At 47.3% G+C, this 22,039-nt stretch carries 22 protein-coding genes; 10 read left to right on the top strand and 12 right to left on the bottom strand.

The window, feature by feature from the left end; genetic code table 11:
• Together SB24_RS05985 and nosA are read left to right on the top strand one after the other, a co-directional pair.
• Positions 1–795 (top strand): MBL fold metallo-hydrolase, encoded by a 795-nt coding sequence (locus tag SB24_RS05985; RefSeq protein WP_033574973.1) that lies wholly within the window; start codon positions 1–3, stop codon positions 793–795.
• Positions 796–918: 123 nt separating this feature from the next.
• Complete coding sequence (gene nosA, locus SB24_RS05980) at positions 919–2,010, top strand: nitric oxide synthase (protein ID WP_015417020.1); 1,092 nt, start codon at positions 919–921, stop codon at positions 2,008–2,010.
• Here the strand turns inward: nosA and SB24_RS05975 are convergent.
• A complete protein-coding gene (locus SB24_RS05975; RefSeq protein WP_003155611.1) occupies positions 2,004–2,276 on the bottom strand; it encodes an acylphosphatase in 273 nt (90 codons plus the stop codon). The genes nosA and SB24_RS05975 overlap by 7 nt on opposite strands.
• Before the next feature lie 67 nt (positions 2,277–2,343).
• Here SB24_RS05975 and SB24_RS05970 point away from each other — a divergent pair, with 67 nt between their 5' ends.
• A complete protein-coding gene (locus tag SB24_RS05970; RefSeq protein ID WP_015239385.1) occupies positions 2,344–3,003 on the top strand; it encodes an MOSC domain-containing protein in 660 nt (219 codons plus the stop codon).
• 40 nt (positions 3,004–3,043) lie between these two features.
• On the opposite strand, the gene SB24_RS19460 is transcribed toward SB24_RS05970, so the two are convergent.
• From SB24_RS19460 to map, 4 genes are all read right to left on the bottom strand, one after another.
• Positions 3,044–3,178 (bottom strand): YflJ family protein, encoded by a 135-nt coding sequence (locus SB24_RS19460; protein ID WP_003155609.1) that lies wholly within the window; start codon positions 3,176–3,178, stop codon positions 3,044–3,046.
• Between the two features lie 179 nt (positions 3,179–3,357).
• Positions 3,358–3,513, bottom strand: a complete 156-nt coding sequence (locus SB24_RS19940; protein ID WP_003155608.1) for a hypothetical protein — start codon at positions 3,511–3,513, stop codon at positions 3,358–3,360.
• Positions 3,514–3,595: 82 nt separating this feature from the next.
• The gene (locus SB24_RS05965; RefSeq protein ID WP_003155607.1) at positions 3,596–3,907 is read right to left on the bottom strand and encodes a DUF3243 domain-containing protein; all 312 of its coding nucleotides are present in this window, start codon (positions 3,905–3,907) and stop codon (positions 3,596–3,598) included.
• A 56-nt stretch (positions 3,908–3,963) separates the two neighbouring features.
• Positions 3,964–4,713 carry a type I methionyl aminopeptidase gene (gene map / locus SB24_RS05960; protein ID WP_003155605.1) on the bottom strand — a complete coding sequence of 250 codons (750 nt, stop codon included), beginning with the start codon at positions 4,711–4,713 and terminating at the stop codon, positions 3,964–3,966.
• Positions 4,714–4,877: 164 nt separating this feature from the next.
• Between map and nagE the strand changes: the two genes are divergently transcribed.
• Together nagE and SB24_RS05950 are read left to right on the top strand one after the other, a co-directional pair.
• The gene (nagE, locus tag SB24_RS05955) at positions 4,878–6,260 is read left to right on the top strand and encodes an N-acetylglucosamine-specific PTS transporter subunit IIBC (protein ID WP_015417023.1); all 1,383 of its coding nucleotides are present in this window, start codon (positions 4,878–4,880) and stop codon (positions 6,258–6,260) included.
• A gap of 125 nt (positions 6,261–6,385) precedes the next feature.
• The gene (locus tag SB24_RS05950; protein ID WP_007408492.1) at positions 6,386–6,829 is read left to right on the top strand and encodes a YfmQ family protein; all 444 of its coding nucleotides are present in this window, start codon (positions 6,386–6,388) and stop codon (positions 6,827–6,829) included.
• 40 nt (positions 6,830–6,869) lie between these two features.
• On the opposite strand, the gene SB24_RS05945 is transcribed toward SB24_RS05950, so the two are convergent.
• Positions 6,870–8,807, bottom strand: coding sequence for a lipoteichoic acid synthase (locus SB24_RS05945; RefSeq protein ID WP_007610031.1), 1,938 nt, complete (start codon positions 8,805–8,807; stop codon positions 6,870–6,872).
• A 245-nt stretch (positions 8,808–9,052) separates the two neighbouring features.
• Here SB24_RS05945 and SB24_RS05940 point away from each other — a divergent pair, with 245 nt between their 5' ends.
• Positions 9,053–9,430: a DnaJ family domain-containing protein gene (locus SB24_RS05940; RefSeq protein WP_039062771.1), complete on the top strand. Its 378-nt coding sequence runs from the start codon at positions 9,053–9,055 to the stop codon at positions 9,428–9,430.
• Positions 9,431–9,439: 9 nt separating this feature from the next.
• On the opposite strand, the gene SB24_RS05935 is transcribed toward SB24_RS05940, so the two are convergent.
• From SB24_RS05935 to SB24_RS05925, 3 genes are read right to left on the bottom strand one after another with little or no spacing between them, the layout of a single operon-like run.
• Positions 9,440–9,871, bottom strand: coding sequence for an Hsp20/alpha crystallin family protein (locus SB24_RS05935; RefSeq protein WP_038457280.1), 432 nt, complete (start codon positions 9,869–9,871; stop codon positions 9,440–9,442).
• 15 nt (positions 9,872–9,886) lie between these two features.
• Positions 9,887–10,129, bottom strand: a complete 243-nt coding sequence (locus SB24_RS05930; RefSeq protein ID WP_003155595.1) for a spore germination protein — start codon at positions 10,127–10,129, stop codon at positions 9,887–9,889.
• Between the two features lie 14 nt (positions 10,130–10,143).
• Positions 10,144–10,404: a spore germination protein gene (locus SB24_RS05925; protein ID WP_014417185.1), complete on the bottom strand. Its 261-nt coding sequence runs from the start codon at positions 10,402–10,404 to the stop codon at positions 10,144–10,146.
• 270 nt (positions 10,405–10,674) lie between these two features.
• Between SB24_RS05925 and treP the strand changes: the two genes are divergently transcribed.
• The 4 genes from treP to SB24_RS05905 all read left to right on the top strand — a co-directional run bounded on the left by treP (position 10,675) and on the right by SB24_RS05905 (position 15,387).
• Positions 10,675–12,090: a PTS system trehalose-specific EIIBC component gene (treP, locus tag SB24_RS05920; protein ID WP_020955500.1), complete on the top strand. Its 1,416-nt coding sequence runs from the start codon at positions 10,675–10,677 to the stop codon at positions 12,088–12,090.
• 75 nt (positions 12,091–12,165) lie between these two features.
• Positions 12,166–13,851 carry an alpha,alpha-phosphotrehalase gene (gene treC / locus SB24_RS05915; protein WP_007408498.1) on the top strand — a complete coding sequence of 562 codons (1,686 nt, stop codon included), beginning with the start codon at positions 12,166–12,168 and terminating at the stop codon, positions 13,849–13,851.
• A 21-nt stretch (positions 13,852–13,872) separates the two neighbouring features.
• Positions 13,873–14,589, top strand: a complete 717-nt coding sequence (treR, locus tag SB24_RS05910) for a trehalose operon repressor (protein ID WP_007408499.1) — start codon at positions 13,873–13,875, stop codon at positions 14,587–14,589.
• Between the two features lie 132 nt (positions 14,590–14,721).
• A complete protein-coding gene (locus SB24_RS05905) occupies positions 14,722–15,387 on the top strand; it encodes an NAD(P)H-dependent oxidoreductase (protein WP_020955501.1) in 666 nt (221 codons plus the stop codon).
• 35 nt (positions 15,388–15,422) lie between these two features.
• Here SB24_RS05905 and SB24_RS05900 read toward each other — a convergent pair whose 3' ends face one another.
• The 3 genes from SB24_RS05900 to SB24_RS05890 all read right to left on the bottom strand — a co-directional run bounded on the left by SB24_RS05900 (position 15,423) and on the right by SB24_RS05890 (position 21,821).
• Positions 15,423–16,184 carry a YibE/F family protein gene (locus SB24_RS05900; RefSeq protein ID WP_007408500.1) on the bottom strand — a complete coding sequence of 254 codons (762 nt, stop codon included), beginning with the start codon at positions 16,182–16,184 and terminating at the stop codon, positions 15,423–15,425.
• The gene (locus SB24_RS05895; protein ID WP_007408501.1) at positions 16,181–17,320 is read right to left on the bottom strand and encodes a YibE/F family protein; all 1,140 of its coding nucleotides are present in this window, start codon (positions 17,318–17,320) and stop codon (positions 16,181–16,183) included. The genes SB24_RS05900 and SB24_RS05895 overlap by 4 nt, the downstream gene beginning before the upstream one ends.
• 208 nt (positions 17,321–17,528) lie before the next feature.
• Positions 17,529–21,821 carry a multifunctional 2',3'-cyclic-nucleotide 2'-phosphodiesterase/3'-nucleotidase/5'-nucleotidase gene (locus SB24_RS05890; protein WP_099686867.1) on the bottom strand — a complete coding sequence of 1,431 codons (4,293 nt, stop codon included), beginning with the start codon at positions 21,819–21,821 and terminating at the stop codon, positions 17,529–17,531.
• Between the last annotated feature and the right edge of the window lie 218 nt (positions 21,822–22,039).

The following is a 22,039-nucleotide window of genomic DNA, read 5'->3' as shown; positions in this document are numbered from 1 at the left end:
ATGAGTGATCCGTTTATGCCGCTTTTTTCAGTGAGAAGCGGCGCCGGTTTTAAAGCGGCGGATGGCGTTTACGGACTGACCGTGCAGATTGCGAATGTTTACTTTATCGAAAGTCCCTCAGCTCCGCGGGAAATCATTCTGGTTGACGCGGGAATGCCTCAATCGGCGGAGATGATAACAGAAGAAATGAAACGCCGATTCAAAGAGGGGTATGAGCTGAAGGCGGTCATTTTGACACACGGTCATTTTGATCATGTCGGTGCGATTGAAGAACTGCTTGAGCTTTGGGATGTGCCGGTTTACATTCATGAAAAGGAGCTCCCGTACGTCACGGGGAAAGCGGATTATCCGCCTGCCAGGCCCGATGCGAAAAAAGGGCTTGTCGCAAAGCTGTCACCGCTGTTTCCGCGCCATACGATCCGCATTCCGTCCGTTCAGGCACTGCCTTCAGACGGTACCGTTCCGTTTCTTGAGGAATGGAGATGGGTGCATACGCCCGGCCACACACCCGGCCATATTTCATTATTCCGGGATAAAGACCGCGTGCTGCTTGCCGGTGATGCCTTGATCACTGTTGAACAGGAATCGCTTGCGGACGTTGTCATTCAAAAGCAAGAGCTTCACGGGCCGCCCGCCTATTTTACAGCGGATACGCAGACGGCGGCCGCATCCGTTCAGAAACTGGCGGAACTGGAGCCGGAAGCGCTTTTGACGGGTCACGGAATTCCAATGACGGGAAAAAACTACCGTGAGGATTTGCTTACACTGGCTGAAAAACTGCATTCCGTTTTGTGAAACACCTGCGAAAATCACAGGTGTTTTTTCTTTGCAGTTTCCAGTATGATACAAAAAAACCATTGTGTTCACACCTAAAAACGATACAATGGGAAACAGATGTAAATTGAAGGAGAGAGTTTTTTGAAACATACGGAAATACTTTGGGATGAGGCGAAGGATTTTATTGATGTCTGCTATCGGGAACTCGGAATGGAATCGCAAATCAACGCGCGACTGCACGCGATAAAAGATGAGATAGAGCGGACGGGAAGTTACGTCCATACGGCGGAAGAGCTTGAACACGGGGCGAAAATGGCGTGGCGCAACAGCAACCGCTGTATCGGGCGTCTGTTCTGGCAATCGCTGAACGTCATTGACCGGCGCAATGTGAACACGAAAGAAGAGGTGCGTGACGCATTATTTGAACATATTGAAATCGCCACGAACGGCGGAAAAATTAAACCGACGATTACGATTTTCCCTCCTGAGAAGAACGGGGAGAAACAAGTGGAAATCTGGAATCACCAGCTCATCCGCTATGCGGGATATGAGACTGAAAAAGGAAGAGTCGGTGATCCGGCATCATATGAGCTGACGGCTGTTTGCGAAAAACTCGGCTGGCGCGGGAAGCGGACCGATTTTGATATTCTGCCGCTGCTTTTCCGGATGAAAGGGGACGGGCAGCCGGTCTGGTATGACCTGCCTCAGACGCTCGTGAAAGAAGTGCCGATCACCCATCCGGATATTGAAGAGTTTGCCGATTTAAATCTCAGATGGTACGGGGTTCCGATTATCGCCGATATGAGGCTTGAAATCGGCGGACTGTCGTACAACGCGGCGCCTTTTAACGGATGGTATATGGGAACCGAAATCGGCGCAAGGAATCTTGCTGACGAAAAGCGGTATGATATGCTCAAAAAAGCCGCTTCGGTCATGGGGATTTCCGCCAGCCTGAATACTGACCTGTGGAAAGATCAGGTGCTGGTGGAACTGAATAAGGCAGTGCTCTATTCATACAAAAAACACGGTGTCAGCATTGTCGATCACCATACGGCCGCGAATCAATTTAAGCGCTTTGAAGAACAGGAACAAGACGCGGGCAGAAAGCTGACGGGCGACTGGACCTGGCTGATTCCGCCGATCTCGCCGGCTTCCACCCACATTTTTCATAAATCATATGACGATACGATTGTGAAGCCGAATTATTTTTATCAGGACAAGCCTTATCAGTAACTGATGGAAAAGGTGCGGTACCCTTTCAGACGGTGTGATTCTTCGATGGTTACGTTTGTGACATTTGAGAAGGGGCTGCCTTTTCTGACCGCTTCGGCAAATTGTTTTAACGACTCTTCAGGGCCTTCGGCAAGGATTTCCACCCGGCCGTCATCACGGTTTTTTACCCAGCCGGCTATCTTATGTCTGTCGGCTTCCATCTGGACGAAGTAGCGAAAACCTACGCCCTGAACCCGGCCGTCTGCAATCATATGATACTGAAGCATGGAAAAACCACCTTTTTCTTACTATGATAAAGGAAAGATAGGATATTTCGCAAAGGATGTGAACGAGATGACGCAAGACTATTCTGTCTTATCTATCAATCTCGGAAAGCCCGCAATTCATGAATTTGCCGGCAGACAAATCAATTCAGGCATCATCAAGCGGCCCGCAGATTCTCCCGTCATGCTGTATAAAACCCATTTTGACGGGGACGGGCAGGCTGATCTGAAGCATCACGGAGGTCCCGATAAAGCGGTGTGCGTGTATCCCGCCGAGCATTATTCATATTGGGAAACAACGCTCGCGAGAAAACTTCCCGCCGCCGCGTTCGGAGAGAATGTAACGGTCAAAGGACTGGCCGAACAAGACGTGTGGATCGGAGACGTCTTTCAGCTGGGGGAAGCCGTCGTTCAAGTAAGCCAGCCGCGCCAGCCCTGCGTCAAACTCGCGCTCAAATATGGCATCAAAGATATGGTGCTCCGTGTACAGCAGACGGGATTTACCGGCTTTTATTTCAGGGTGCTTGAAGAAGGATATGTCGATCCGCGTCCCGTTCTCAAGCGTCTGTCGAGAGGCAAAGAAAGCATTTCCGTCTGGTATGCGAACGAAGTGAAATACCGTGATTCAGGCAATCTGTCAGCGATTGAAGAAATACTGCGGGAAGAAGCGCTGTCAGAAAGCTGGAGGGAGTCCTTCCTTAAAAAAAGGGACAGGCTCACTAATGTATAGAAAAAAAGCCGTGCTGCACTGACAGCACGGCTGATTTACGTTATGCTTGTTTCTTTGTTTCCAGCAGATTGGCAAGGAAGTACTTTTTGAAGCTTTGAAGCTTCCTTCCTTCATAGTGGGTAATTCCTTTTTTCTTTAACTCTTCTACATACCAGCCTTTACTGCCATAATGCATGTCAGAAAACTCCTTTCTCCGTTCTCCCGCTGGGGAGAGTTTCTTCAGTTTTTGCCAAACTTTTGGCATTGTAACATCTATAAAAAGACGCTGAAAAGGGATAACGCAAAAACTGAGCCTTTCGATTCAGAGATGTAAAGCTTTCTTACATATATATGTAAAGGGCGGTCTTTTCATACTTAATGGCCGGTTAATTTTAACAGCACCGTTCCGAGTGTCATGATTCCGAAAACGACGCCGAAATAAATCAGCATCCCCTTCTTTTTCTTCACCCCGTAAACGGTAAGAATGATGCTTTCAATAAAGAAAATAAACCCGAAGATAATAAACCACATGTTGAAAAATGGCTCCTTTCACAGACATATGTCCAGTGTAGCACAACTCTTATAACGGAGCATAAAAAAGCCGGGCACTGTATCAGTGTCCGGCAAGTTTGACGAGAAGCTGGGCCAAATGCTGTTTTTCATTGTCATCCGCAATGTCCCACAGTTCTTGTAAAAGTTTTTCTTCCGCATTGCGGGGCTCCTCGTGTTTGGCGAGATAGTCCCCGAGGATGGCGGCGCTTTTAATGATTTTGCTGTCATCCAGACCCAGTTTTTTTCCGGCGGAAATTTTCTGATGAAGGTACGCCTTAAATTCCTCGAAATCCTCTAAAATCTGCTGTTTCGTTACGCCGTGCATGGCGTGTATTTCGTTTTCGATTTTGATTTTTTCTTTATCTTTTTTCATGCGTCTCCCTCCTTCGGGTTAGTTGTTGTATACCTGTTCGGGAGGGAGATGAAACATTACAATGCAGTTAAAATAATCGGTTTGTCTTTTGTGATCACGATGGTGTGTTCCACTTGGGCGACAAGGCTTTTATCCGGCGTTTTATACGTCCAGCCGTCTCCCGCTTCAACAATCGTTTCCGCTTTCGTGGAAATAAACGGCTCAAGCGCGATCACGGTTCCGTTTTTAAACAGCGCGTTATCAAACGGGTCGTAGTAATTCATGATGTGGTTCGGCGCTTCATGGAGGTTTCTGCCGATTCCGTGGCCCGTCAGCGTTTTAATGACGGTAAATCCGTTGGAGCGGGCCTCATGGTAGACGGCTCTGCCGATCTGGTTTTGACGTTTGCCGGCTTTTGCCTGATCCAATCCTTTCTGAAATGCGGATGCTGCGCAGTTACAAAGCTTTTGCAGACGTTCATCGCCTTCTCCGAGCACAAATGAAATGCCCGTATCGGAATAAAAACCGCCGAACTCCGCCGAAATATCGATATTGACAAGATCTCCGGCTTTTAAGATTTTAGAGGCGCTCGGAATGCCGTGAGCGACTTCGTCATTTACGCTGATGCATGTCACGCCCGGGAAATCGTATTCCTTCTCCGGAGCGGAAGCGGCTCCGTGCTCGTCAAGCACCGCCTTTCCGATCAGGTCAAGATCTTTCGTGCTCATGCCGGGCTCGGCTTTTTTCTTCATTTCTTCACGCGCCAGCGCGACGATTCTGCCGATTTTTTTAAGGCCTTCTAATTCTTGATCGTTCGTTACAATCATTGTCATTCCCGCTTTCTATTTTTAATCATCTGATTCAAGCTTACCACAACTGGTTTATAAATAGAAAACCAACAAGCCTTATGTGAATAAATGAAGGAAAATTGGTATAGATCACTAGATAACTTATGTGGTATATTTAAGAAAAAAGAAGGGGGATGGGTAAAATGCTTCAATTTTTGCAAAAACTCGGAAAGTCTTTTATGCTTCCGATTGCCGTTCTGCCCGCCGTTGGTATTATTTTGGCCATCGGCAGAGAGGACTTATTAAATATTCCGTTCATTTACGCGGCGGGGACCGCGGTATTTGATCATCTGCCGCTGATTTTCGCGATCGGAATCGCGATCGGGATTTCCAAAGACAGCAACGGGGCCGCCGCTCTGTCGGGAGCCATTTCTTATATCATGCTGGACGCGGCTGTAAAATCAATCAATTCGACAAATAATATGGCCGTTTTCGGAGGGATTATCGCGGGGTTAATTGCGGGATACACGTATAATCGCTTTAAGGATACGAAGCTGCCCGAATATCTCGGGTTTTTCAGCGGGCGCAGGCTCGTTCCGATTGTAACGGCGCTGATTACCATTATTTTGGCGGGTATCTTCGGATTTGTGTGGCCGCCGATTCAGTCGGTGATTACGTCCTTCGGGGAATGGATGATCGGGCTTGGCGGGATCGGCGCCGGGATTTACGGGATTTTTAACCGGCTTTTGATTCCATTCGGTCTTCATCATGTGCTGAATAATATTTTTTGGTTCCAGTTTGGCGATTTTCACGGAAAAACGGGAGATCTGGCCCGCTTCTTTGCGAAGGATCCGACGGCGGGGACTTATATGACGGGATTCTTCCCGATTATGATGTTCGGGCTTCCGGCCGCTTGTCTGGCAATGATTGCCGCGGCTAAGCCAAGTAAGCGCAAAGCGACGGCCGGAATGATGATCGGTCTCGCGCTGACGGCATTTATTACCGGAATTACAGAGCCGATTGAATTTGCATTTATGTTTTTATCACCGCTTTTGTACGGGGTTCATGCTATATTAACCGGGTTCTCTTTATTTATCGTGAATGTTCTCGGAATCAGGTCCGGTTTTTCATTCTCGGCGGGGGCGATCGATTATCTCCTCAGCTACGGCATTGCCGAAAAACCGCTTTTGCTGCTCGTTGTCGGGCTTTGTTATGCGGTGATCTATTTTGTTGTCTTCTATATGCTCATCAAAACGTTAAACTTGAAAACGCCGGGACGGGAAGATGATGAGGAAGAGGAAGAAGTGCTTAGTGAAGATACGGCCGGTTCCGTCGAAGAACATGCTATGCTCAGGGGGCTCGGCGGCAGGCAAAACCTCGAAACGATTGATCACTGTGCGACCCGCCTCAGGCTGACCGTGCAGGATACGTCTCTCATTAATGAGGCGGCGCTTAAAAAAGCGGGAGCAAAAGGGGTTATCAAAACGGGGAATAAAACAGCGCAGGTCATTATCGGGCCGAACGTCGAATTTGTCGCGGAAGAGCTGAGAGAGGCCGTCCGCCGTGACGATCAGAAGCAGACTTGAAAAATCCGGATCACCTTTGTGATCCGGATTTTTTTGAACATATATCAAGTTTCACATAATGTACAAAAAATAATGTTTTCTTCTATGTTAAGATTCATGTAGAACAAGTATGGAGATGATGTAAGGTGACATGGATTGCAGTTGTTTCAATTGTTGTCATAAGCCTGATTAAGATTGTGCTGACATGCCTTCCTACCGGAGCGGTGGAATGGATCCTCCGCAAGTTTGAAACCCATTCAAAGCTCAGTGACGCGTCCGCTGCCGTTTCCCTCGGCGGAAAACGTCTGGAAGGCGAAGACAAACGCCGGGTGATTGATGATTTTAACGAAGCCGTGTTTATCGAACGGCATTATATATACCCAGGGGATGAAGAGCGTTATCTTCATCCGCAAAACGGAGCCGATCCGCTTGTCATTAAGACGAGAAAAGGAAAAAAAGATGTGACGGTGTTTGTATACAGCTACGAAGATCATGTAGATGTCGTCAAACAGCAGAAAAAGAAAGTCGTCGCTTATTCAGTTCTTTCCGACAGCCTGCAAAAGCGCTCTATGGCCGCCGCCGGGAGCTGAACATAAAAAAGCCAGATCATTGATATGATCTGGCTTTTGTTTATTCTTTTTGATCATCTGCTGAGGAATCTTCACGCTTCGTATAATCGAATTGTGAAGGATCCACTTTCTTAAAGCCTTTCGGCTGATAGAAACGAAGCAGATCGCCGTTGATGATCTTATCAGACATTTCAAGCTCAGTCTTGACGAGAGAGTCTTCTTTTTTGTCGACTTCTGAATCATCTAAAAGTCTTCCGGTTTTCGTATCGTAATACTTGCCGGACACTTTCGTATAGTTCGGTGAGATGAAGTCTCCGTTACGGAACGGAATGACTTCTCTGTGCTCTTTCGATAAGATATCTGAACCTGACATGAGATAATCTTTCGTATCGACGCCGAGCAGATGAAGAACGGTCGGCGCGACATCGACTTCACCGGCAAATTTGTGATTGCGGCCGCCTTTCACGCCGGGAGCGTGGATAAAGAGCGGCACCCGCTGAAGCTGGGCATTGTCGTATTCAGTGATCTCATCTTTGCCGAGCACTTTCGCCATCGCTTTATTATGGTTTTCGGAGATGCCGTAGTGGTCTCCGTACATCACGATAATCGACTTATCGTACAGGCCGTCTTTTTTCAGGTCATGAAAGAACTGTTCAATTGATTCATCCAGATAGTTCGCGGACTGGAAGTAATTATTAACGACTGAATCGCCAAAGTCTCCCGCCGGGAAGTCCGTGTCTTCTTTATCCATTCCGAACGGGAAGTGGTTGGACAGCGTAATGAACTTCGTATAGAACGGCTGCGGCAGGCTCTTTAAGAGCGGCATGGATTCTTTGAAATACGGTTTGTCTTTCATGCCGTAGTTTTTCGTGTTTTCTTCGCTCATGTCATAATAAGCGGAATCGAAAAACTTATCGATGCCTTCCGCTTTGTACATTTCGTTACGGTTCCAGAAAGTCTGCGTATTTCCGTGGAAAGCGGCAGACGTGTACTTTTTGCCTTTTAAGATCGCAGGAACGGACTGCAGCGTGTTTTGCGCTTTATTGACGAAAACCGAACCTTGCGAAAGCGGGTACAGAGAGTTCTCCATCATAAATTCCGCATCAGATGTTTTACCTTGTCCCGTTTGGTGGAAAAAGTTATCAAAGTAGAATGTTTGATTATCGTGCGCCAGCTTATTTAAAAACGGCGTCACTTCCTTGCCGTTAATTTTATAGTCAATGATAAAGGATTGCAGAGACTCTAATGAGACGTAGATGACGTTTTTTCCTTCGGCTTTTCCGAAGTAGACGTTATTCGGCACGTCATAGTTGGCCTTCATATAGTTTTCCACATCCGTTACATCGCTTGAATCGGCAAGCGCGCGCTGGCTGTTTGATTTCACATTCTGCACGGCATCGTAAATCGTAAAGTTGTACGTGCCCAAGTATTTCACCAGATAGTTTCGGTCAAATGAGCGTGTCAAAAGCTCAGGACGGTCGGATTCCGCGACGGCGAGGTTGATCAGGAACATAAGCACGGCGGAAGCCAAAACGATTCTGAATGATTTCTTCGCCGGTTTTTCAGCCGGTTTTCTCATCTTAAGGGCCAAAATAATCAAAATGACGGTATCCAGGAAGTAGAAGGCGTCTGTCCATCTCATTAACGAGAACGCGCTGTCTCCGAGCTGGCCGCCGTTTGTCTTTGCCTGCATCATGACCGGGATGGTAATGAAATCATTAAAGAATCTATAATAGACGATGTTTGCAAAAAGCAAAAAAGACAATAAAAAATGAATCACAATAATGGCTGTCTGCTGTAATTTTTTCTTGAAAAGAAGCCCAAATCCAAGAAAGAACAAGCTGGAGCTCAGCGGATTCACAAAAAGCAATATTTTCTGGATCGTGTTGTCTATGCCGAGGTTAAAGTTTAAAATATAAGCGACATATGTTTTCACCCACAATAACACGACCGCTATCAAGAAGAAGGCAAGTCCTCTTTCTTTTATAAATGTTTTCATTGTTACACTCCTTTTTTCCGATCACGGTTTACACGGAACGATAGAAAAAACGAACGTAATCAATATACCATGAAACCAGCAAATAGAAAAGGTGGAAAAGGCTCATCGGAAAAAGGGCGAAAAACGCTGTCGCAACGGGGGTTGATCTGTTGAATGACAGCTTTAAAACATATAAATGGCACAAACTGGGCTTTGTGTTTCCGTTTAATCATACCCGGTTCTATTGAAAAAAGAGGTGAACAGTGATGGATATTGCCCATATCGTAGCTGAAGATAAAATCAAGCGCGCCATTAAGGATGGAGAATTCGCCGGCATCAAAGGAATGGGAAAGCCCCTGCCGAAAGACGATGCCGCACATCTTCCGGAGTCGCTCAGAATGGGCTACCGCATATTAAAAAACGCCGGGGTCGCCGAGGATGAGGGCGCGCTGAAGAAAGAGCTGATGACGCTCGATTATTTGATCGCCAAGTGCCGCAATGAAACGGAGCTGGATCACCTGCGGAACAAACGGACGGAAAAACAAGTCAGACTCGACAAACTGACGGAGGAGAAAGCCATGTTCTCAAAACCCGCATCTTCTCATTATAAGGAGAAAGTGTACAGACGGCTGGGCCGCCCGTAAGCCGGCTCCTTATATGTTTTTCTGAAAAGGAATGTGCTCCATAAGGCGCGGGCAGGAAATGTGGAGCAGGCCGTTTACGCACTGCGCCTGTAACAGGTGGGGCTCAGCCGGTTCAGGAAGCTCAATCGTCTCATCGATTTCCCCGTAATATCGGTTCTGGCAAACTCCCATGTTCTTTGGGAAAAGGGGTGTGATGTTGCCTTTTATATGCAGCCGTGTCCTTGACAGCAGCCTCAATGTCAATTCTTCTTCGTAAACGCCGGGCATTTCCACAATGACAAATGTGTACTGTTCATCCTGATAAATATCATAAGTCAGGGTGTTTTTTTGTAAGGAGAAAAAATCTTCGGGAGATTTCCGTTTCAGGACATTGGTCCAAAAGTCGCTGGGCTTGTGCTCGTTCGTAATCTCAAGCCACTTTCTCATTTTTTCGATATCCACTTCGGCAGAACCTCCCTATATTTGATTTGCGATCGGCATTGACGGGTTGGCGATCTGATCCTGATCGCTCACGTCAGGGTCAAGATGGCCCGAATTCAAACATCCGGCGGCCGGCGAAAAATCCCCTAAAGAAAAGTTCGCGCCGACAAATTTGCTGTTGGCGGTGTGGCTGTTTTGTACGGTCTGACCGATATCGACGTTTCCGTTTTGCGTTGCTCCGTTTACTTTTATATTGACGACGTTAATTTGGTAAGGCATTCATAAAAACCCCTTTAATCTATAGTCGGCGGTACCGGCATAACATTTGCGGTATCTGCGGTTCCGATTTCTGTCTGGTCGTTGACATCAGGATCATTTAACAAGTTCTCCATCATCGATTCTATAGGTGACGTATCGCCGAATGAAGAGTTCAGTCCTTGTGATTTGTTATTTGTGGTGGGACTGTTGTATGCCGCTTCCCCAATCGTAATAGATCCGTTGCCAGAAATACTGTTAATCTTCAAATAGTACAGGTTGATAACAGTGGATGGCATCTCTTCACACCTCTTTAACTTAGTTGTACAGTACTGTATGCTTTTTGTGCTCCTGTTGTGAATTTCGCCCGGACATGTTCCCGACCAAACAAGAAGTCAAGGCCCGGTTCCGGCGGGGCTTTTTTTGTTTCAGGGTCTTTCGCAGTATATTTGTGATGAAAGCGCTATAAAAATAGATTGACGACATGTATATACATCATTACAATAGAGTCATAAACATGTATATACAAGTTTGCGAGACAAAATGAAAACGGTTACGGAGGGGTTGGCATGGGTGAGTTTAACCGGGCTGCGCGGCAGATCGCTGAAGCTGTCGGCGGAATTGAAAATATTGAGGCGGCGACTCATTGTGTGACGCGTTTGCGGTTTGCATTAATAGATGAAACCAAGGTAAACCAAAAAATGCTTGATGCAATAGACATTGTCAAAGGATCTTTTGCGGTAAACGGGCAGTTTCAAGTCGTGATCGGGCAGGGGACGGTCAACAAAGTATATGCGGAATTAGTGAAGGAAACGGGGATGGGTGAAGCGTCCAAGGATGACGTGAAGAAGGCGGCGGCGCAAAAAATGAATCCTTTACAGCGTGCTGTGAAAACGCTTGCGGACATCTTTATTCCGATCTTGCCGGCGATCGTCACGGCCGGGCTGTTAATGGGTCTGAACAATATCTTAACGGCGGAAGGCATTTTCTACAGCACGAAATCGATTGTCCAAGTGTATCCGCAATGGGCGGATCTCGCCAATATGATTAATCTGATCGCGGGGACGGCTTTCGCTTTTCTGCCGGCTTTAATCGGCTGGTCGGCAGTGAAGCGGTTCGGAGGAAGCCCGCTTTTGGGCATCGTGCTCGGGCTGATGCTGGTGCATCCTGATCTGTTAAACGCATGGGGCTACGGGGCTGCCGAGCAGAGCGGCGATATTCCGGTGTGGAACCTGTTCGGCCTTGAGGTGCAGAAAGTCGGGTATCAAGGTCAGGTGCTCCCGATTCTGCTGGCGTCTTATTTACTTGCCAGGCTTGAGCTCTTTTTGACGAAACGGACGCCGGAGGGCATTCAGCTGTTGGTCGTCGCGCCGGTGACGCTTTTGGTCATCGGTTTTCTATCCTTTGTCATCATCGGTCCGATTACCTTTGCGATCGGTAACGCGCTGACGGCGGGATTGATTGCCGTTTTCGGACAATTCTCCGCCATCGGAGGCCTGCTGTACGGAGGGCTGTATTCGGCGCTTGTGATCACGGGGATGCACCATACGTTTCTCGCGGTCGATCTTCAATTAATCGGATCAAAGCTCGGCGGCACATTTTTATGGCCGATGCTCGCATTGTCAAATATCGCTCAAGGATCGGCGGCTTTGGCCATGATGCTGATTACAAAAGATAAAAAACAGCGGGGGCTTTCACTGACGGCCGGCATTTCCGCATATTTGGGCATTACCGAGCCGGCGATTTTCGGCGTGAATCTTCGTTACAAATTTCCGTTTGTGATTGCCATGATCAGTTCGGGAATCGCGGGGATGTTCATCTCCGTCAAAGGCGTTCTCGCAAGCTCGGTCGGAGTCGGCGGCGTGCCGGGGATCTTCTCCATTATGAGCCGGTACTGGGGTCCGTTTGCGATCGGAATGCTGATCGTGCTGATTCTCCCGTTTGCGGGAACATACGGGTATGCGCGGCTGAAACGGCAAAAATAGAAAACCTGCGGGGCGCCTTCTATCAGGCTGTCCCTTTTCCCTTTCAATTCAAAACATTACAGGCGGTGAAGAAAAATGAAAACAGACAGCACACCATGGTGGAAAAAGGCAGCGGTATATCAAATTTATCCGAAGAGCTTTAATGATACGACGGGAAACGGGATCGGTGATCTGAACGGTATTATCGAGAAGCTTGATTATTTGCAGAAGCTTTTGATTGATGTCATTTGGCTTACGCCGATTTACGATTCGCCGCAGAATGACAACGGTTATGACATTCGCGATTACTGCACCGTTTATGAAGAGTACGGAACGATGGAGGATTTTGAACGCCTTCTCGATGAAGCGCACAAAAGAGGAATCAAGGTCGTTATGGATCTTGTCGTCAACCATACATCAGTCGAGCATCGGTGGTTCAAAGAAGCGGTCTCGTCACCCGACAGTCCGTATCGGGATTTTTACATTTGGAAAGACGGAAAGGAAGACGGCCGGGCGCCGAACAACTGGGAATCAAAATTCGGCGGTTCCGCTTGGGAGCTCGACCCGGCGTCAGGCCAGCACTATCTGCATTTATTTGATGTGTCGCAGGCCGATTTGAACTGGGAAAATGAAGAGATGAGAAAAGAGGTTTACGACATGATGCATTTTTGGTTCCGAAAAGGAATCGACGGTTTCCGGCTGGATGTGATCAACCTCATTTCTAAAGACCAATCGTTTCCTGATGCCGAGGATGGGCGTGACGGGCGCCCTTATTATACGGACGGGCCGCGCGTGCACGAATTTCTCCATGAGATGAACCGGGAAGTGTTTTCGAAATATGACAGCATGACGGTCGGTGAAATGTCCTCGACAACGGCTGACCACTGCATCCGGTACACAAACCCTGAGAATAAAGAACTCGATATGACTTTTAACTTTCACCATTTAAAAGTGGATTATCCGAATGGTGAAAAATGGGCGCTCGCTCCGTTTGATTTTCTGAAGCTGAAACGGATTTTAGCGTTTTGGCAGACGGAGATGCAAAAAGGCGGAGGCTGGAACGCATTATTCTGGTGCAACCATGACCAGCCGCGGGCCGTATCCAGATACGGAGACGACGGCGTATACCGGACGAAATCAGCCAAAATGCTGGCGGCGGCCATTCATATGATGCAGGGCACGCCTTACATTTATCAAGGTGAAGAGATCGGCATGGGCAATCCGAAATTCGATGACATCGGCTCATACCGCGATGTCGAATCATTGAATATTTACAAAAAGATGAAGGAAGAAGGCGTGCCCGAAAAAGACATTATCGCCATTTTAAAAGAGAAATCAAGAGACAATGCAAGAACCCCCATTCAGTGGAACAGCGGGCCGCACGGCGGTTTCACGACGGGCACGCCTTGGATTCCGGCGGCGGATGATTATCGGGACGTTAACGCGGAAGCGGCTTTGCGGGACCCGGATTCAATTTTCTACCATTATCAGAAGCTCATCATGCTCAGAAAGGAATATGACATCGTGACTGAAGGAACGTTTGAGCTGCTTGCTGAAGACGATCCGGCGGTTCTGGCGTACGTCAGACACGGCAAGGATGAAAAACTGCTGTGCATCAACAACTTCTACGGGAAAGAAGCGGACTTTACGGTTCCGTTTAAAGACACGGACGGCTGGCGGTTTACGGTGCTGCTGACGAATGATGAACCGAGGGAAGGGCGGCCGGAACGATTGACGCTCCGTCCGTATGAATCGATCGTTTATCATCTGACAAAAGCGTGATACACTAATCTGGGTGGTCAAATGAAAGTGAATAAATACATCACAATCTATAAAGATATGGTGCGGCAGATCGAAAGCGGCCAGCGGCAGGCTGAAGACGTTCTTCCGTCTGAAAATGATTTGTGCGATCAATACGGCACATCACGAGAAACCGTCCGCAAAGCGCTCAATATGCTGGCGCAAAACGGCTACATCCAGAAAATCAAAGGCAAAGGCTCCGTCATATTAGACAGAGAAAAAATGCGTTTTCCCGTCTCAGGCCTGATCAGCTTCAAAGAGCTTTCGGAAACGCTCGGAAAAGAGACGAGAACGACGGTTCACCGTCTCGGGCTGATCCTGCCTCCCTCAGAAGCCGCAAAAGAGCTTGGTACAGAAGCGGATGAAAAGGTGTGGGAAGTCGTCAGATCAAGACGGATTGACGGAGAACATATTATTTTGGACAAGGATTACTTTGTGAAAAAACATGTGCCTCTATTGACGAAGGCGATTTGTGAAGATTCGATCTATGAGTATCTCGAAGGAGAACTTGGCCTCTCCATCAGCTACGCGCAAAAGGAAATTGTCGTGGAGCCGGCGGGGGAGGAGGACCGGAAGTATTTGGATCTAGGCGGGTTCAGCCATATGGCGGTCGTGAAAAACCGCGTCTTTTTGGAGGATACCAGCCTCTTTCAGTACACGGAAAGCCGGCACAGGCTCGATAAATTCCGTTTCGTCGACTTTGCGAGAAGAGAAAAATAAAAACGGACTGCCGCGGCAGCCCGTTTTTTTGTCAGTATCAAAATGAATACTATCCAACAAAAATGTGCGTACTGGTACTTTCAAAAATAATGGCTACAATAGTACATAACGATTGAAAAGGAGAGATCATGAATGTCAGATAAAAAACAGCAGATCATCGAAGCGTATCAATTCAGACACGCCACAAAGGAATTTGATCCTGAGAAAAAAATTTCAGAAAGCGATTTTGAATTCATTTTAGAAACGGGAAGATTATCCCCAAGCTCACTCGGTTTGGAGCCTTGGAAATTTGTCGTCGTTCAAAATCCGGAGCTTCGTGAAAAACTCCGCGAGTTCACATGGGGCGCGCAAAAGCAGCTGCCGACCGCAAGCCATTTCGTACTTCTGCTTGCCCGGACGGCAAAGGATATCCGTTTTGACGCCGACTATGTCAAAAACCACTTGCGGGAAGTCAAAAAAATGCCGGAAGATATGTATGAAGGCTATATCAGCAAAACGGAAGATTTCCAGAAAAATGATTTCAATCTGATTGAATCAGATCGCGCGCTGTTTGACTGGGCATCCAAACAGACATACATCGCTCTCGGCAATATGATGACAGCCGCTGCGCAGATCGGAATCGACTCCTGCCCTGTAGAAGGCTTCAACTACAAAGAAATTCACCGGATTCTTGAAGAAGAAGGGCTTCTGGAAAACGGAAGTTTCGACATCTCTGTTATGGCCGCATTCGGCTACCGTGTCAGAGAACCGCGCCCGAAAACAAGATCTGCCTCAAAAGACGTTGTAAAGTGGGTATAAGATAAAAAAGGCTGCCGGGCGTGTCCCGGCAGCTTTTAACGTTTATTTGGTTTTGCTAAAAAACAGGCGGTGATCCAGGACGTAACGGGAATGATGATGCCGATCCCGATTCCGGCACAAAGAATGGTGACGGCTTCCGCACTGAATACTTTTGAGTTCACTATTTTTTCAGCTGAGTATGATAAGTCTTTAAACCAGATAATTAAAGCCAAATAGCTGCCGAAAAAAGCAAAGAATAACGTATTCGTATTCGTTCCTAAAATATCTCTCCCGATGCTTAATCCGAATGTGTACAGATCTTTTCTGCTCATGGACGGATTATGACTGTAAATTTCCCGCATGGGTGAAGTAATGGAAATCGCGACATCGGTAATCGCCCCTATCGTGCCCATGATGATCATGGCTGCGGTAACCTTCACAAAATCCACCCCGACAAACAGTGTGAATATGCCGATATCACCCAATTCTTCTTCACCGAATCCTTGAATTGAAGTATGTTTTGTTACAGACATAATAAAAAACAGCAGCAGTACAATCGTCAGCATTGCAGAAATAAAGGCGGTTACGGTTTTGACGTTTCCTCCATTAATATAAAAAAGAGTAATGCTGCAAATCACGGCGGAAGAGAGCAATGTTAAAACAATCGGATTGATATGCGGGTCTGTCATGAAAATGATGGTGAGAAAGAGAACACCGAAATTTAAGAATAACGCAATAAAAGACCTCGCTCCTTTTTTTCCGCCGATGATGACCATCAATAGAAATAAAATCGCCGCGAGAATTACGATGACATTCATGAGCTTGCCTTCTTTCGTTTAATAAAAAAGATAGAAGCATACAGACTGGCGGGTATGGCTAATACGATTCCGATCCCTCCGGCCAATGCTCTGGCTATTTCCAAGGAAATGTTCATAGAAAGAGTGAATCCTATCGGGGAATCATTTTTCAAATACAAAAGCATCATCGGAATAGAGCCGCTTATATAAGCAAAAAACAGAATGTTGGTCATCGCCCCCATGATGTCTTTTCCGATCTCCATCCCGGAACGTCTGAGAGCTTGTAATGAGATTCCCTTGTTTTCTTCATATAATCCGAAGACAGATGACGTCATGGTAATGGCTACATCCATGACCGCTCCCAGTGATCCGATAAATACCCCGGCCATAAACACCGTGTGATAAGGGCGGGTTAAATACTGCATTTCCTCATATCTGAGACCTTTCTCACCGGTTGCCAGCATTACCAGATACGTAATCAGCAGGGAAACGAAAGTGCCTGCGAGCGTCGCGGCAATGGCTGCGTATGTTTTCGCGTGAAAACCGCTGACAAGCAGCAATGAGATGACAGTAAAGATGAGAATACAGATACCGCAGATGAAAATTAACCCTATATTAGGATGCTTCCTGTACAAATCTAATGCAAACGACAGTAAAACGGCGTTAAACATCAGGCTGACGATCGAAAAGAAGCCTTGTTTTTTGCCGACGATAAGCAAGGTGAAGATGAAAACCCAAGCGATCAGCAAAAGCTGTTTATCCCGTTTTTTATCTATAATGCTTCCCGATATATCCTTGTTTGATGGTTTCCCTTTATCAATAGAAACGAATACTTCATCGCCAATCGAATATTTCTGATCATTCGCTCCGGATGATGAATACTGATTGGACAAATGAATGAGCTGTCCTTTCTGACTGCCGTTTTCAAGTCTGGCAGTGATCGTCTGATTGAAAATCTTATCTTTGTTTTTATGCATGTCCTGTACGTCAGACTGATGTTCCAATGTTGTTTTCGTCACTTTGGCAATCGGCCGCTCATAAAAAGAAGCATTGTGAGTGACAAAAATGAGCGAGCTGATAAAACAGAGCGCTGTTATCACGTAAAACAGCTTTTTCTTGTAAGACATGCGGTTTCGTTTGTGTCCTGTTATCTTCAAAAAAAGTCCTCCAAACAGGCGGCGCCGTATGAAAGAGAGGCCCTGCCGTGAAGTGTTAAACGATGCGGATGCAGTCTTTCGCGAATAACGTTCATATTTTATCACTCGGCCGTACGGCTGTCGACTCAGAGGGGGACCGAGAGAAAAAGCTCCCCTGATACCAGATCAGGAGAGCTTTTGGATGAACCGCCCGATAAAAGCGGTCTTTTTATGCGTCGTTCACTTTTTTTGCTTTTCTTCTTTGATGCAGATACAGTGCCGTTCCGAGCACGCTGATGAGTAACCCGGCAAGAAGGATGGAATACATCGTTGTGGCCGTATCAGGAAGCAGGCCGCCCGGCGATACCCCGTCCTGTGCAGGGCCGGATGACGGTTTTTGTCCGCTTGGCTGCTTTCCGGAGCCGTGATCTCCGCTTGTCGGCGGTGCGCTCTTCGTGTTTGCGTTTAATATGGTGTATTCACTGAAATGATTTGTATAGCCCGTGACGAGATCGTTTGAAACCGAACCGTTGTCTGTTTTTGTATAGACGTTCTTTTTCCGGTCTACATGGTAAATGCCCGGCTGTTTCGCCTTTTTCGTATTCTCAATGCGCAGGGTGAGCTTTACCGGCGCTTTAAATGTTTTGATGTCTTTGTTTTTCTGCTTCATTGTAAAGTCGTATACATTTGAAAGCGCCCCGCTTACTTTTCCTTTCGGCGTCACGCCGAATTGTGTATCAGCTGAAGCAGCGTTTGCCATCGGCATTTTCATGCTGAACTTGTCATGCAGGATCGTAAGGGAAGAATCCGATGTTCTGTCCTTTAACAGGCCGATTTGTTTTTTGGTCACGCTGAGATCAATCGGCTTTTTGGCGCCGTCATTCTTATCGTAATACACGATCGGCGTGTTTGCGTTTTTGGCATAGGCGGCAAATGCGCTGTCATCTTCAAGCGTCCACGAACCGTTTTTTTGTTTCGTCGGCAGGTACACTTCCTGCGCGCGGCCGTCAACTTTCGGTTCCACCGCTTTTCCCGCTTTTTCAAGCTGCTCGGTGAAGACCTCATAGTCGACAAAGCCAAGGTCTTCTTTATGGGACGCTTCGTTAAAGACGGAATATCCGTCTCCGCCTTCACCGACAAAGTTACTGGTGGCGACTCTGTATGTCTTCTTATCAGAAATCGGCTTTACGCTGCCGTCATCCTGTACGGCCGCAGCTTGAAGAACGCGGTGTCCCGGCTTTTTATTCAGTGTAAACGTGTATGTTAAACCGGCAACTTGAGGGAAGGCGCCGCCTTGAGCCTCAATTCCGCTTAACCCTTGCTCCAAGGCTTGTTTGATCTGTTTTCCGGTTAAATCCGCGACGTAAAGCGTGTTGCCGAACGGCATCACATTCAGCACATCGCCGAGTGTGATGTCTCCTTTATCAATGCCCGCGCGGATGCCGCCCCCGTTTGTGATCGCGATTTGGGCGCCGGCCGCTTCCTTCGCTTTTTGCAGCATGCCGTCCGCGATGAAGTTTCCGAGATTGGTTTCTTTGGAGCGGACATGCTCGCGCTGGCCGTCAAGTGCGACCTTTGTTGAGCCGACTTTTTCATTTTTGACGGAGACGAGCTCTTTTTTAAACGGATCAAGCTCTTTTTTCAGATCCGGGTCTTCTTTCGTCTGCTCGTTCACTGGCAGCGCCTGAAGAGAGGATTGTTCCGGCAGGACGATGCCGTTTTTGTCAAATGCGACATCGACACGGCCTAAATATTCGCCATATTCTTTTGCCTGGGCGACGATGGTCGGCTCTTCGTTTTTGACAACTTCCATTTTATCTACAAGCGTATGCGTATGTCCGCCGACGATCAAGTCGATGCCTTTTACCTTTTTGGCAAGATCGAGATCACGCTGATGCCCGATATGGGTCAGGGCGATAATTTTATTGACATGTTCCTTATTCTGTATTTCTTTTACCGTATCTTGTGCGGATTGGAAGGCATCATGAAAGACAATGCTTTTTCCCGGGCTTGATGTGACGGACGTATCTTCTGTCGTTAAGCCGAATACGGCGACTTTTTCTCCGTTTACATCAAGCAGAATGTATGGATAGATGCCTGCTTTTTTCTTTTTCCCTGCCGTAAATGTGTCTGCTTTTTTCATGAATGGTCTGAGTTTTGACTCTTTGGACACATCGACATTTGAGCTGACGAGCGGAAAGTCAGGCGCTTGAAAATTGTATTTTCCGGACGGGTCAGCCGCGCTTCCGTTCCCGCTCAGGAAGCTGGCGAGAGCACCCGGGCCTTTATCAAACTCATGATTTCCGAAAGTCATTGCGTCGTAACCCATGCTGTTCATCAATTTTAAATCAGCCAGCCCCTGCCACTTTGTGAAATAGAGATCGCCTGAGAAAACGTCTCCCGCATCCAGCAAAATGCTGCGGTCGGTTTCGCTTCTGATTTCTTTGATTTTCGTCATCCGCCTCGCCGCGTTATCAAGGTGGGCGTGCGTGTCGTTTGTATGCATAACGGTGAGTTTCCATGCGTCATCTTTCGGCGGATCTGTGCCCGGTTCATCATCTTTGAATTGGAGCTTGTACTGTCCGTAGCCCGCGTTTTGTGATTCACCGATATAGGCGACGTCATCTGCGCGGTCGGCAAACGGCTTTGCGGCCAAGGAAGATTCAAATGTCATGTTTGCCCCTTTGACCGGAAGGATGGACCAGTTATGATCAGCCTGCGGATTAATCGTTTTCTGCTGGATGATGTAATCCATTAAGACCTGCCTGTTCTCATCGGCAGAAGAGTATACGATTTTATCATTGCTTAAGTGAGGGAATCCTCCGCCGCCTGAAGCGCGGTAATTATTTGTGACGATCAGAAATTCCTGCTTGGCGCTGACGGGCTTTCCTTGATAAGAAAGGTTGACGATCCGGCTTGCATCGGGATGAATGACTGTTCCGTTTTCGTTGTATTTCGCCGGTTTTGTGACATCGACCTGATAGGTGACACCGTCAATGACATCAAAATTGTATGAGCGGTAGGCGTCATTTAAAAGCGCTTGGCTGCCGCCTTTTGCCTGATCGATCTGATTAAATTGCCCCGCGGACATTTCGAGCCAGTCTTTCACTTCGCTTCCGTTCAGCTTGACGATCTGAACCGTGTTGTCATACAGGTACAAATCGCCGATGTTTTTGATGGCGAGGTCGCCAGCGGAAATGTTTGTATAGTAATTTGAGCCGTTCCGCCCGCCGGCTTTAAACGGGGCGCCCGCCGAGAGGATAGGCAGATCTTTGTATTCCGTATCCTTCATCTTATTTTCGGCGTACCATTTTTGCGCATCCGTTACGATTTGAATGGACGGATCATCTTTGACTTGGGCGAAGAAACTGTTGATATCGGCTTTTGTCTGGCCGACGGGTTCTCTGATGTATTTCAATGTGCCTTCGTGCGCTTTTTTGACGGTATTGACGACGGTTTCGTTTTCCGACGTCACATTGCCGGCAATCGGCTCGATGCTGCCTTTTGCATCTTCCACATGCCACGCGCTGTCTGTTTTTTCAAGCCGGAGGTCGATGACGCCCGCATATTTGCCCCAGCTGCTTGACATGACAACGGGGATGCCGTTAATCGTGCCTTTATCGACGTCAAATTGATCAGCGCCTTTGTATTCGGCATCAGGGAAAAGCCCGTGCTGATGGCCGGATACGATCGCATCAATTCCGCTGACTTTCGTTGCCAGGTCAAAAACGGCGTTTTCCGCTCCGGAAGACTGCGCTTTTTTTTCGATGCCGCTGTGGGCGAGGGCGATGACGATATCGGCTCCTTCAGCTTTCATTTTCGGAACGGTTTTCTTTGCGGATTCCACAATGTCTTCGACCTGAACGCGGCCTTCGAGATTTTTCTTATCCCACGTCATGATTTGGGGAGGAACAAAGCCGATGTAGCCGACTTTTATCTGATGCTTGCCGCCGTTTTCATCCGTGACGGTTTTGTCTTTTATGACATAAGGCGTATAACGGTTTTCGCCGCTTAATGTTTTCACATTGGCGTTAACGATCGGATAATCAGCGCCTTTGATTGTCCCGTCCAGAAATTCAAGCCCATAATTAAATTCATGATTGCCGAGTGTTCCTGCGTCATAATGCAGACTGTTCATCACTTCAATGATCGGATGGGTCTTTGCGCCTGAAATAATATCATTTTTCTCATATTTTACGGCGTATTCTCCGAGGGGATTCCCCTGAATCAGGTCTCCGTTATCGACAAGCAGCGTATTCGGGTTTTCGCGCCTGTGCTTCTCAATAAGCTGAGCCGTTCGGGCCAGCCCGAATTCCGTTGTCGGTTTGTCGCTGTAGTAATCGTAGTCCATCATGTTAGCGTGAACGTCAGTTGTGGCTAGAATGCTGAGATTCACACTGGAGGATTTGTTTTCTTCTGCTTTAATGGGTGATGTTGGGAGGATTAGACTAAGTATCATAACTAGGGGCAGCAGAATACGGAGTGTCATATTGACGCTGCATCGTCTTTTCTGTATTCTCACCTGTTCTCCACCTTTCAACAAATTTTGTCATGCAGTACCATTGTAAGAATATTTTGTGAAAGTTTATATAGATTTCATGATGATTCTTGTAAAAAGATGAAAAATGAGGATAATGACCTATGTAAAACGGATGAGCGGCAAACGCGTTACCTATGTTTGATGTTAGTGTGGCTGGGGTACATGGATTTATGTAGACTTCATCAAGCAGGAGGTAGTAA

The organism is Bacillus sp. Pc3 (assembly GCF_000815145.1).
In the GTDB taxonomy this organism is placed as follows: Bacteria; Bacillota; Bacilli; order Bacillales; family Bacillaceae; genus Bacillus; species Bacillus velezensis.
Note: the sequence above shows the minus strand (reverse complement) of the source record. Positions and strands in the feature narration are given on the sequence as shown.